The following is a 10,600-nucleotide window of genomic DNA, read 5'->3' on the forward strand; positions in this document are numbered from 1 at the left end:
AATTTTATTATTTAAAATAATTTTTTGTATAATTTCTTAACGTTAGTTTGAGTCGTTATACGTTGCATTACTTCAACAGCCACACCTACAACAATTAAAAGACTAGTGCCGCCTAATTGAACTTTGAATGTTTTGTCAGAATCATTAGTCCAAACAAAAAATTTAATAAATTCGGGTAAAGCAGCTAAGACAGTTAAAGCAAAAGCGCCGATGACTGTTACTTTAAATAATTTTTGAGTAATTTTATAAACCGTTTCTTCTCCAGGTTTTACCCCTTCTAAGTAAGCATCTTGTTTTGATAAATGTTCAGCAATGTCTGTCGGATTGATAGTTATAAAAGTAGAAAAAACTGAAAATAACAAAATTAATAATAAGTAAACGAAAAAACCTAAACCTAAATAATTACTTTGAGAATCCTGAAATCGATTTACCCATTGGGAAAAACCATTTTCTGGCCCCAACAAAAGAGAAATAGTTCCAAAAACTTGCAATAAACTATTGGCTAAAATAACTGGCAAAATTCCTGAAGTATTAAGTTTTAAAGGGATATGATTTTTTATTTTATCATTATTTTGTTTAGTAGCGTAAGTGATTGGCACTTTTAAATAAGCAGCTGATAAAATCACTGTTAAAATTAACAAGATTAACAGAACTACTAAAGTGAATATTCTTTTAGCTACAAAGTCTGGATTGTTGACGTTAGTTAAAAACTTCAGCGTATCATATAAATTTTTACTTACACTAATTGCTACGAAAATAGAAATACCGTTTCCTACCCCTTTAGAAGTGATTAAATCAGCTAACCAAATGCTAATGAAAGCTCCGACCACTAAAAAAAACACTATTGTTAAAACGTGTGCCTTATTGTTAGCGAGCGAGTAGATTCCATCGCGTTGAATAGAAGATAAAGCCAATCCTACCGCAAATAGTAAAGTCAAAGAACGAGCAACTAAATTCGTTTTATATTTTCCTCTTTCACCTTGTTCTTGCCATTCTTTCATAAAAGGAAATAATTTTTGTGAAAACTGGACAATAATAGAGGCAGTGATATAGGGATAAACCCCTAAAGATAAAAAATATATAGAACCATTAGCTTCAAATAAACTAGACTTAGAAAAATATTGTTTAATGTCAAAAAGAAATTTTTCTTGAACCGTCACAGAAGGAATAACTAATTTATTACCGATAACAAAGATAAATAAAATAACTAAAGTAAATAAAATTTTTTTAATTATTTTACTTTTATCACGAAGAAAATCTATTACCATTTTCATCTTATGCCACCTTCAATATTTGGGCATTTCCGCCAGCTTGTTGAATCAATTCTTGAGCTTTATTAGAAAATTTAGACGCTTGTACTGTTAATTTTTTAGTGAAAGTGCCGTTTGCTAATACTTTGATATCAGAAGTGTTTTTCTTGATAAGTCTTTTTTTCAATAATAATTCTCTAGTAACTACAGTATCGTTTTCAAAAATTTCTAAATCTTTTAAATTAATTAAAAAATATTTTTTTTGATTAAAATTGTGGAACCCTCTTTTAGGAATTCTTTGGAAAAAAGGGATTTGTCCGCCTTCAAAACCTGGTCTAGTGCTACCGCCAGAACGAGCTAATTGACCTTTATGTCCTTTACCAGAAGTTTTACCATTGCCACTGCCTGGACCACGACCTAAACGTTTAGTTGTTTTTCTAGCGCCTTTAACTGGTTTTAATAAATGTAACATAAATTAAACTCTCCCTTCTAATACTTCTTTTACCACAACTAAATGATGTATTTTGTTAAGAACTCCTCTAACAGTAGGAATATCTTCTTTAATCACTTTTTGATTGATTTTTCTTAATCCTAAGTGGTGAGCGTTTTTTACTTGATTAGGAGTTCTTCCGATTAAACTTTTATATAAAGTAATTTCTAATTTTTTCATTTCGCTATTCCTTTAATTTTCGCTTCTAAAGAAACTCCTCTTACTCTTTCAACGTCTTTAATAGTTCTTAAATTTTTTAAACCATCCATTACAGCTCTTAAAACGTTAATGGAAGTTCTTGAACCTAAAGACTTAGTTAAAATATCTCTAATTCCTGCTAATTCCAAAACAGTTCTGGCAGCTTTACCGCCAGCAACGATACCTGTTCCTTTGGAAGCTGGTTTTAAGAAAGTTTTTGTTGCGCCAAAATGACCAATAATTTGGTGAGGAATAGTAGTTCCTACTAAAGCGATATCAATCATTTCTTTTTTAGCTTTTTCTAAAGCTTTTTTAATAGCATCAATGATTTCTTGCGCTTTACCAGTAGCAAAACCTACTTTTCCTTTTTTGTCGCCGACAACAACTAAAGCGGAAAAACGAAAACGACGACCACCTTTAACAACTTTGGTAATTCTGTTAATTTTAACTACTTTTTCTTCGATTGAAGAGGCTTTTTTATTAACAAATTCTTTTTTCATTCTATTTACTTTCAAAATTGTAAACCTTCCTTTCGGGCAAAATCAGCTAAAGCTTTTATACGACCATGGTATAAACGTCCGCCACGATCAAAAACAACATTAGTAATGCCTTTTTCTAAAGCTCTTTTAGCAATCAGTGTACCTATATCGGAAGCAATCTTTGTATTAACTACATTGGCATTAATTTCTTTGCTATGAACACTGCACAAAGTAACTTTACTTTGATCATCGATTATTTGTGCATAAAAATATTTATTAGAATAAGAAACATTTAAACGTGGTTTAGCATTAGTTCCTATCACTTTTTTTCTTAAACGTAAATGACGTTTTTTACGTAAAACTTGTGAAGATTGTTTATTAATCATAACTTAAATAAATGTCCTTTCTTATTTTTTAGCACTCTTACCAGCTTTTCGATGAATATATTGACCAACATAACGTATCCCTTTGCCTTTGTAAGGTTCTGGTTTGGATAATTTGGCATTTTTAGCAGCGAATTCGCCTACAAATTGTTTATCTACGCCTTTAACGGTAATTTCTGTGTTTTTAACGATTTTTACTTCTAAACTGGCAGGGATATTCATAACGATTAGATGTGAAAAACCTAAATTAAAAGTTAAAGTTGAGTCTTTCTTTTGAACGTTATAACCTAAACCAACGATTTCCATTTTTTTAACAAAAAATTGATCTAAACCGGTAATCATATTATTTAATAAAGCTCTTGTAGTGCCGTGAATTTTTTTCATAAAAATTTTATCGTTAGGTCTTTTTACAGAAATTAAATTATCTTTATAATCGATTTTTAAAGATGGATTAAATTGATATTCTAATTGTCCTTTAGAAGATTTAACTGTAATAAAATTGTTATCTTGAATGTCCACTTCTACACCTTTAGGAACTGTAATAACTTTATTTCCTACTCGTGACATGTCTTTCTCCTTAATAGTTACCAAATATAAGCTAAAACTTTGCCACCAATTTGAGATGATAAAGCTTCGTGATCAGTTAAAATTCCTTTAGAAGTAGATATTAAAGCCACTCCTAATCCGCTTAAGACTCTAGGAATTTCATCAACGCCAACATATTTAGAAACTCTTTTTAAACCTTTGATAGTTCTTTCTTTTGTTTCGAAATTATATTTTAATTGGATAATAATGTTTCTTTTAGTTATATCTAAATTAAAATCTTTAATAAAACCTTCTTTTTTAATAACTTCTAACATTTTAATTTTTAACTTAGAAGCCGGAACTAAAACTTTTGCGTGACGCATCGTATTAGCGTTGCGGATTCTTGTTAATAAATCAGCAATAGGGTCTGTCATAACCATATTTGTGTTCTCCTTTTTTTATTACCAACTAGCTTTTTTAATGCCAGGAATTTCGCCTTTATGAGCTAATTCACGAAATTTAATTCTAGATAATCCGAATTTTCTCATATATCCTCTTGATCTACCATCGATCTGATCTATATTTTTAAGACGGACAGGGGAGGATTCCACAGGAAGACGAGATAAACCTTTATAATCTTTTTTTCGTTTTAACTCAAAACGTAAGTCTTTATATTTTAAAAATAAAGCTTTTTGTTTTTGGTTTTTCACTATTCTTGATTTTTTAGCCATAAAAACTCCATTTTATTTATTTTTTTGAAAAGGCATGCCGTGAAATTCTAATAATTTTCTAGCATCTTCATCGTTTTTTGCCGTAGTGACAATACAAATATCCATTCCAAAAATTTTTTTAACTTTATCAAAACTAATTTCTGGGAAAATAATTTGTTCTTTAATGCCAAGTGCGTAATTCCCTCTACCGTCAAAAGACTTAGTAGGAACTCCTCTGAAATATCTTACACGAGGTAATGCGATATGGATTAATTTGTTTAAAAAAGATTTTTGTTTGTTACCTCTTAAAGTAACTTTTAAACCGATTGGCATTCCTTCTCTTAACTTGAAGTTAGAGATAGATTTTTTAGCTTTAATAATAACAGGTTTTTGTCCGCTGATAGCAGTTAATTGTTCTGAAAATTCATCCAAAACTTTAATGTTGGCAACAGCTTCACCTATCCCTACATTGATCACTATTTTGTCTATTTTAGGAACTTGCATTACTGATTTAAAATTAAAAATTTCTTTTAAAGCCAAAAACGAATTATTTTCAGTATAATTATTCTCTTTTTTCATTTATTCAAACCTTCTTTATTTAGAAATATCTAAAGTAGTGCCTGATTTTTTTGCATAACGTACTTTTTTACCTGACTCAAAACGGTAACCAACACGTGTAGGCACGTTTTTAACAGGATCTATTACAGCAACATTAGAAACATGAATAGGCAATTCTTCTTTAACTATATTTCCTTTATTTTCGTTGTCTGAAGGAGTTTTATGTTTAGTAGCAATATTTATTCCTTCAACTAAAACTTTTTGTTCTTTAAAAAAAACTTTTACTACTTTTCCACTTTTAAAAGTTTTTTTATCTTTTTCATCAGTTGAAAAACGATCTTTTCCAACGATAATAGCAACTATATCTCCTACTTTAATATACATTTATCATACCCCTCATATTATAAATACTTCTTCAGCTAAAGAAAGAAATTTAGAAAAATTATTATCTCTTAACTTTTGATTTTTAACAACAGGTCCAAATATTCTTGTTCCTTTAAGCGTCATATCATCTTTAACAATAACAACTGCGTTATCATCGAATTTAATATAACTGCCGTCTTTGCCTTTTAAACCATGTTTAGTACGTAAAATTAAAGCTTTTGTAACTGTTCCTCTTTTAACTGCGCTAGAAGCGATAGTTTTTTTTACAGTTACTACGACTAAATCGCCTATATGAGCGTAACGTTTTTTACTTCCACCAGGAATGCCAATAACTAAAACCTCTTTAGCTCCACTATTATCTGCCACTACTAAACGAGTATTTTTTTGAATCATATTTGAGACTCCTTATTTTTGGCATTGACAACTTTGAATAAACGGAATTTTTTAGTTTTAGAAAGAGGTCTTGTTTCCATAAAATTAACTAAATCGCCTACTTTTGCAACTTCTTTTTCATCGTGAACATGAAATTTGTTAGTTTTTTTCACTCTTTTTTTATATAAAGGATCTTTTTTGTAAGTATCCACAGCAACAGTGATTGTTTTTTGCATTTTATCAGAAACAACTACGCCTGATAAAATCTTTCTAGAATTACGCATTGAAATCAACCTCCTTTTCTTTTTTTGAATTTTATTGAAATAAGGAATCTACAACAAAAATTATATATTTATTTTTGCTTATCTGATTCTTTATTTTTTTATTCGTTTTCCACTTGTTCAGTTTCAACTTCTGTAGTTTCTGCTTTTTCAGTTTCTACCTTTGGAGTTTCCGCTTTGTCGTTTTCTAATGGATTATTTTGAATTGATTTTTGCTCTTCAACTGATGTTTTAGACTCTTTTGGGTTGTTCTCGACAACTACATCGTGAGATAACTTTCTTTCGTTTAAAATTGTTTTCATTTGTGCAATTATAATTCTTATTTTACGCACGCGAGAAGTATTTTTTGTTTTAGATAATTCTAATTGTAATTTAGTGTCAAATAATTCTTTTTTAAAATGAAGAATTTTAGCATTTAATTCTTCGTTTGTCATTTTGCGAACATCTTTGATTTTCATTATTCTTGACCTCTTTTAACGATTTTAGTTTTAATAGGTAATTTATGAGATGCAAGCCTTAGAGCTTCTTTTTCTGTTTTTTCTAAATTATTAAGATCACTAACTTCAAAAAGTACTTTTCCTTTTTTAACAACCGCTACCCACAATTCAGGAGCACCTTTACCGGAACCCATTCGAACTTCTAAAGGCTTTCTAGTTAAAGATAAATGAGGGAAGATGTTTAACCAAACTTTACCTTCTCTTTTCATATGACGAGTCATAGCAATACGAGCAGATTCTATTTGTTGGCTAGTAATCCAAGCTCCTTCTTTTGCGATAAGACCATAATTGCCATTATTGATCTTATTTTTACCTTTAGATTTTCCTTCGTAACTTACACGATGTGGGCGACGGTATTTAGTTTTTTTTGGCATTAACATAATTATTTACTTCTTTCCCCATCTAGGACGTTATTTTTGTTTTAACATTTTTAGTATTGTTAACTTTTTTTAAAAATGGTTTTTTATTTTCAAATTTTGGTTTTCTATCAGAAAATTTAGATCTTCTGTCGTCAAATTTTGGCTTTCTATCTTGAGGATTAAATCTTTTTTCATCATGTTGAGAAACTAATAATTTTCTAGTATCTTCGATAGTTTGTTTAGGTAAAACTTCACCATGATAAATCCATACTTTAACGCCTAAAACGCCATAAGTAGTGTGAGCTTCTTCAAAAGAATAATCGATATCCGCTCTTAGAGTATGAAGAGGAACAAGTCCTTTAGAAAGGGTTTCTTGTCTAGCTATTTCAGCACCTCCTAAACGACCAGAAATAATAATTTTAACACCTTTAACGCCTGTTTTTAAAACCTTTTGCACTGTCATTTTTTGAGCAGCTCGGAAAAAAGCTCTTTGTTCTAATTGGATAGCTAAATTTTGTGCTACCAATATAGCCACTTTATCAGGGTTTTTAATTTCTAAGACGTTTAAAATAATATCTTTTTTAATCAATTTTTTGATTTTTTCAACTAATTTATTTTTTTCTTTGTTTTCATGTCCAACAACTATGCCTGATTTTGAAGTGTATAAAAAAATTTGGATTTGTTCTTTGTTGGATTTTTTAAAACGTTGAATTTCAATACGGGAAATAGTTGCTTTAGGATAATGGTTATTAATTAAATTTCTGATTTGATAATCTTCAAGAATTAAATTAGGAACTTGTTTGTCTTCGGCGTGCCATTTGGAATCCCAATTTCTAATTATTCCTAATCTTAAACCGGTTGGACTACTCTTTTGACCCATTTTCAACTATCTCCTTTCCTTCTATTTGTTGGATGGCTGATTGCTTTTTAACTATTTTCTTTTCTTCTACCGTTTTGGAAGAAACAACTATTGTAATATGAGAAGTTCTTTTCTTAATTTTATCAGTTTTCCCTTTAGCTCTTGGTAATAAACGAGTTAAACGAAGACCTTCATTAACAAAAATTTCTTTCACGTATAATTCTTCTTCTTTAAGGCTAAAATTATGAACAGCGTTGGCAACAGCACTTTTTAAAAGCTTTGAAACGATTGGAGATGCTGCTTTTGGAGTAAACATCAAAATTGCTTGTGCTTCTCTGACATGTTTGCCACGGATTAAATCCGCTACTAAACGTGTTTTTCTAGGAGCAACAGACATCTGATTTGCAATAGCTTTTACATTCATATGTTTAATGCCTTTCTAAATTATTTTTTTTGAATTTTTTTATCTTTTTTAGCATGTCCACGAAAAGTACGAGTTGGAGAAAATTCACCTAATTTGTGCCCCACCATATCTTCTGTAATGGAAGAAATAACGTATTCTCTTCCATTATAAACAGCGATTTTGTGACCGATAAATTCTGGTAAAATAGTGGATCTACGTGAACGCGTTTGAATAACTTTTTTGTTTTTTGTTGCGTTCTGTTTTAGTACTTTTGCTAATAATTGTTCATCATAAAAAGGACCTTTTTTAATCGAACGAGCCATAAATTTACCTCTTTATTTTATTTCTTACGACGTTTTAAAATTAAACTATTAGAAAATTTATTTTTTTTACGTGTTTTAACTCCACGAGCTTTTTTACCCCAAGGAGTCATAGGTGACTTACGTCCAATAGGAGCACGACCTTCTCCTCCACCATGAGGGTGATCGTTAGGATTCATTGCAGCACCTCTAATAGTTGGTCTGATAGATAAATAACGCGTTTTTCCCGCTTTACCGTTTCTAATCAACTTATAAGTTTCATTCCCTATAACGCCGATAGTGGCTCTACAAGTGGATAAAACTTGCCTAATCTCTCCAGAAGGCAAACTAAGAACAACATATTTTTCTTCTTTTTTAACGATTTGCACAGAAGTTCCCGCGCCGCGTGCTAATTGTCCGCCTTTACCAGGTTTTAACTCAATATTATGCACGAAAGAACCAGCAGGAATATTTTTTAATGGTAAAGTATTACCTACTTTAATTTCAGCATTAGAACCAGCAGAAATCTCAGTTCCTACAGTTAAACCTTTAGGAGCTAAAATATATCTTTTTTCTCCGTCTTTATAATGGATTAAAGAAATATTAGCGTTACGATTTGGATCATATTCAACAGTAGCAACTTTGCCAACTATATCGTCTTTATTACGTTTAAAATCAATAATACGATATTTTTGTTTTACTCCACCGCCATGATGCCTTACAGTAATTTTTCCTTGATTATTTCTTCCGCCTGTAATTTTTTTAGAACGTAATAAGCTTTTTTCAGGTTCGGAAGTAGTGATATCGTCAAAACTTTGCAGCCTCATATTACGACTACCATTAGATATAGGTTTATATTTTTTAATAGACATACAATGGATAACCTTTCTTTAATTTTTAAAAAAAAATTAATCTTTTATTTTTTTATTTTGAATCAGAATCGCTAAAAATGTCTATTCTTTGACCAGGAACTAATTTAATGATAGCTTTTTTATAAGATGCCGTATAACCTTGGTATTTACCTTTTTTTTTGTATTTAGGTAAAACGTTACTAGTACGTACAGCTAAAACTTTAACATTAAAAATGTTTTCAACAGCTTTTTTAATTTCTATTTTATTAGCTCTTTTATCCACTTTAAAAGTGTATTCGTTTTGTAATTCTAATTTTTTATTAGTAGCTTCAGTGATAACGGGAGTTTTAAGCCATTCATAATATTTAATCATTGTTTAAAACCTCCTCAAAATGAGCAATAGCACCTTTAGTTACAAATAAACATTTAGCGTTCAAGATTTGATAAACACTTACATGAGAAACGCTTTCTAAAGTTACTTGAGGTAAATTATTAGTAGAACGCATTAAATTTTCAGTTATTTCTGTAACTATTACTAAAACTTTTTCTGTAATTTGTAAATTTTTTAAAATTTTTTGAAATTCTTTAGTTTTTGATGTTTCTAATTTTAAAGATTCAACTACGGTTAAGTTATTGTTTTGAGTTTGCAATGACAAAGCGGAATTTAAAGCTAATCTTCTAACTTTCCAATTCATTTTAAAATCATAATCTCTTGGTTTCGGACCAAAAGCAACTCCACCTTTTCTCCACAAAGGAGAACGATTCGTACCTTGACGAGAATTACCTGTGCCTTTTTGAGCCCAAGGTTTTCTTCCTCCGCCGGAAACTGCAGATCTATTTTTAGTTGAATGAGTTCCTTGACGCATTGCTGCTCTTTGTTTGTTGACAACATCATATAAAACTTGTTGGTTAGGTTTTATACCGAAAACTTGGTCTAATAAAACAATTTCTGAACTCATTTTACCATTTTGATCAAAAACATTACATTTAGGCATTTGGATTCTCCCTTGTCATTTTTTTCACAGCAGTTTTAATTATTAAGAAACCTTTTTTAGGTCCAGGAACATTGCCTTTAATTAAAAATAATTTTTTATCAGAAACAACAGAAACTATTTTTAAATTTTGAACAGTAACTGTTTCACAACCCATGTGTCCAGGTAATTTTTTGCCTGTAATATTACCTTTAATAGGCCCCATTGAACCAGGTCTTCTGTGGTATCTAGAACCGTGACTCTCAGGCCCTCTACTTTGGTTGTGTCTTTTAATTGAACCAGCAAAACCTTTACCTTTGCTAATTCCTACAACATCAACGATTTCTCCTGTTTGGAAAATATCTTGTGTTAATGTTTGTCCTACTTCTAAAGAAGATAATTCGTTTTTAAAGTCAGATAAAAAAGATAACTCTCTAACGAAATACTTAGGAGTAGTTCTGGCTTTACCAAAATGACCGATAAGTGGTTTTGTGGACGATTTTTCTTTTTTAGAAGCGAATCCTAATTGAGTGGCTCGATAGCCATCTTTTTCTATAGTTTTTTGTTGTAAAACAACATTATCAGAAACATCCACAACAGTAACAGGGATTACAAATCCTTGTTCATCAAAAATTTGAGTCATTCCTAATTTTCTTCCCAAAATTCCTTTAGCCATTTTGTTCCCCTTTCTTAAAATTATCAAAATAATTTTTTTCTTTTTTTTAATTATT

21 protein-coding genes are annotated in these 10,600 nt (G+C 30.3%); all 21 read right to left on the reverse strand.

Annotated elements, in window-relative coordinates; translation table 11 throughout:
* Positions 1-11: 11 nt before the first annotated feature.
* Positions 12-1,274: a preprotein translocase subunit SecY gene (gene secY, locus ON17_RS02845; protein WP_017191993.1), complete on the reverse strand. Its 1,263-nt coding sequence runs from the start codon at positions 1,272-1,274 to the stop codon at positions 12-14.
* A gap of 1 nt (position 1,275) precedes the next feature.
* On the reverse strand, positions 1,276-1,722 hold the full coding sequence (rplO, locus tag ON17_RS02850) for a 50S ribosomal protein L15 (protein WP_017191994.1): 447 nt from the start codon (positions 1,720-1,722) through the stop codon (positions 1,276-1,278).
* A gap of 3 nt (positions 1,723-1,725) precedes the next feature.
* Positions 1,726-1,920: a 50S ribosomal protein L30 gene (gene rpmD / locus ON17_RS02855; protein ID WP_017191995.1), complete on the reverse strand. Its 195-nt coding sequence runs from the start codon at positions 1,918-1,920 to the stop codon at positions 1,726-1,728.
* Entirely contained in the window at positions 1,917-2,438 is a 522-nt protein-coding gene (gene rpsE, locus ON17_RS02860; protein WP_026072015.1) for a 30S ribosomal protein S5, read from the reverse strand. Before rpsE ends, rpmD begins: the two co-directional genes overlap by 4 nt.
* 11 nt (positions 2,439-2,449) lie before the next feature.
* Complete coding sequence (rplR, locus tag ON17_RS02865; RefSeq protein WP_017191997.1) at positions 2,450-2,803, reverse strand: 50S ribosomal protein L18; 354 nt, start codon at positions 2,801-2,803, stop codon at positions 2,450-2,452.
* A gap of 21 nt (positions 2,804-2,824) precedes the next feature.
* Positions 2,825-3,367 carry a 50S ribosomal protein L6 gene (rplF, locus tag ON17_RS02870; RefSeq protein WP_017191998.1) on the reverse strand — a complete coding sequence of 181 codons (543 nt, stop codon included), beginning with the start codon at positions 3,365-3,367 and terminating at the stop codon, positions 2,825-2,827.
* A 17-nt stretch (positions 3,368-3,384) separates the two neighbouring features.
* A complete protein-coding gene (gene rpsH / locus ON17_RS02875) occupies positions 3,385-3,765 on the reverse strand; it encodes a 30S ribosomal protein S8 (RefSeq protein ID WP_017191999.1) in 381 nt (126 codons plus the stop codon).
* Positions 3,766-3,786: 21 nt separating this feature from the next.
* On the reverse strand, positions 3,787-4,056 hold the full coding sequence (gene rpsN, locus ON17_RS02880; protein WP_017192000.1) for a 30S ribosomal protein S14: 270 nt from the start codon (positions 4,054-4,056) through the stop codon (positions 3,787-3,789).
* Between the two features lie 12 nt (positions 4,057-4,068).
* On the reverse strand, positions 4,069-4,614 hold the full coding sequence (rplE, locus tag ON17_RS02885; protein WP_017192001.1) for a 50S ribosomal protein L5: 546 nt from the start codon (positions 4,612-4,614) through the stop codon (positions 4,069-4,071).
* A gap of 15 nt (positions 4,615-4,629) precedes the next feature.
* Entirely contained in the window at positions 4,630-4,977 is a 348-nt protein-coding gene (rplX, locus tag ON17_RS02890) for a 50S ribosomal protein L24 (RefSeq protein ID WP_017192002.1), read from the reverse strand.
* A gap of 12 nt (positions 4,978-4,989) precedes the next feature.
* Positions 4,990-5,370 carry a 50S ribosomal protein L14 gene (rplN, locus tag ON17_RS02895; protein WP_017192003.1) on the reverse strand — a complete coding sequence of 127 codons (381 nt, stop codon included), beginning with the start codon at positions 5,368-5,370 and terminating at the stop codon, positions 4,990-4,992.
* Complete coding sequence (gene rpsQ / locus ON17_RS02900; protein WP_026072016.1) at positions 5,367-5,639, reverse strand: 30S ribosomal protein S17; 273 nt, start codon at positions 5,637-5,639, stop codon at positions 5,367-5,369. Before rpsQ ends, rplN begins: the two co-directional genes overlap by 4 nt.
* 92 nt (positions 5,640-5,731) lie before the next feature.
* Positions 5,732-6,088 carry a 50S ribosomal protein L29 gene (rpmC, locus tag ON17_RS02905; protein ID WP_017192005.1) on the reverse strand — a complete coding sequence of 119 codons (357 nt, stop codon included), beginning with the start codon at positions 6,086-6,088 and terminating at the stop codon, positions 5,732-5,734.
* Positions 6,088-6,507: a 50S ribosomal protein L16 gene (rplP, locus tag ON17_RS02910; RefSeq protein ID WP_017192006.1), complete on the reverse strand. Its 420-nt coding sequence runs from the start codon at positions 6,505-6,507 to the stop codon at positions 6,088-6,090. The genes rpmC and rplP overlap by 1 nt, the downstream gene beginning before the upstream one ends.
* A 22-nt stretch (positions 6,508-6,529) precedes the next feature.
* Positions 6,530-7,366: a 30S ribosomal protein S3 gene (gene rpsC, locus ON17_RS02915; RefSeq protein WP_017192007.1), complete on the reverse strand. Its 837-nt coding sequence runs from the start codon at positions 7,364-7,366 to the stop codon at positions 6,530-6,532.
* Complete coding sequence (gene rplV, locus ON17_RS02920) at positions 7,350-7,769, reverse strand: 50S ribosomal protein L22 (protein WP_017192008.1); 420 nt, start codon at positions 7,767-7,769, stop codon at positions 7,350-7,352. The genes rpsC and rplV overlap by 17 nt, the downstream gene beginning before the upstream one ends.
* 20 nt (positions 7,770-7,789) lie before the next feature.
* Positions 7,790-8,071 (reverse strand): 30S ribosomal protein S19, encoded by a 282-nt coding sequence (rpsS, locus tag ON17_RS02925; RefSeq protein ID WP_017192009.1) that lies wholly within the window; start codon positions 8,069-8,071, stop codon positions 7,790-7,792.
* A 17-nt stretch (positions 8,072-8,088) separates the two neighbouring features.
* Positions 8,089-8,919, reverse strand: coding sequence for a 50S ribosomal protein L2 (gene rplB / locus ON17_RS02930; RefSeq protein ID WP_017192010.1), 831 nt, complete (start codon positions 8,917-8,919; stop codon positions 8,089-8,091).
* A 52-nt stretch (positions 8,920-8,971) separates the two neighbouring features.
* Positions 8,972-9,271: a 50S ribosomal protein L23 gene (gene rplW, locus ON17_RS02935; RefSeq protein ID WP_017192011.1), complete on the reverse strand. Its 300-nt coding sequence runs from the start codon at positions 9,269-9,271 to the stop codon at positions 8,972-8,974.
* The gene (rplD, locus tag ON17_RS02940; protein WP_017192012.1) at positions 9,264-9,893 is read right to left on the reverse strand and encodes a 50S ribosomal protein L4; all 630 of its coding nucleotides are present in this window, start codon (positions 9,891-9,893) and stop codon (positions 9,264-9,266) included. Before rplD ends, rplW begins: the two co-directional genes overlap by 8 nt.
* Positions 9,886-10,545 (reverse strand): 50S ribosomal protein L3, encoded by a 660-nt coding sequence (gene rplC / locus ON17_RS02945; protein ID WP_017192013.1) that lies wholly within the window; start codon positions 10,543-10,545, stop codon positions 9,886-9,888. The genes rplD and rplC overlap by 8 nt, the downstream gene beginning before the upstream one ends.
* Between the last annotated feature and the right edge of the window lie 55 nt (positions 10,546-10,600).

This window comes from Poinsettia branch-inducing phytoplasma str. JR1, from assembly GCF_000309465.1.
GTDB classification, from domain to species: domain Bacteria; phylum Bacillota_I; class Bacilli_A; order Acholeplasmatales; family Acholeplasmataceae; genus Phytoplasma; species Phytoplasma pruni.